Raw genomic sequence first — 572 nt, 5'->3', positions numbered from 1 at the left:
CGCCAAAGAATCTCATAACTTATGAAGATGTGTTTAATGAGATGGCTCCAAAGGGAGTTGCTCTAGCGGCCAGAAGGTTCATTGCAACGTATAGTTAATTTTGATTCGTTACTTATGAACATGTGTGCAATGAGATGGTTTGAACCCTAGATATCGAACTAAACAACCACCGGCTATACCGAGCTAATACCAATTTTCGGTTTTACTCGCCGACAATGGCGAAGTTTTCCGTCAGCAACGATCGTAGGTCACCACGATATTGGTTCGGGTGACGAAAGAAATTCTCGCAAGCCGCTTTGAAGTCGGCGAACGACTCAAAATAGCGGTTATAGAGCACTATCTTTTTAAAAATACTTCCAGAATCGCTCGATCAGATTGAGGTTTGGCGCATAGGGCGGGAGAAAGAGCAATTGCACGCGTGATGTCTCCAAGTGCTTACGAACCGCCTTGGAGCGATAGTAGCGAGCATTGTCGCAAATCACGTGAATCACCGCCGCGTCTGGATGCCGCTGCTCGATTTGCTGCAGCAGAGCGATGGTCGAGACGGCATTGATGCTGTCGTCGAAGCGGAC

General features: G+C 47.6%; 1 protein-coding gene. It reads right to left on the bottom strand.

Annotated elements, in window-relative coordinates; all coding sequences use genetic code 11:
* Positions 1–344: 344 nt before the first annotated feature.
* On the bottom strand, positions 345–572 hold a 228-nt coding region (locus THIDRDRAFT_RS27040; protein ID WP_007043445.1), incomplete at its 5' end, for a transposase.

Origin of the sequence: Thiorhodococcus drewsii AZ1 (genome assembly GCF_000224065.1) — a bacterium.
Lineage (GTDB): Bacteria > Pseudomonadota > Gammaproteobacteria > Chromatiales > Chromatiaceae > Imhoffiella > Imhoffiella drewsii.
This window is presented reverse-complemented; position numbering and strand designations above follow the sequence as displayed.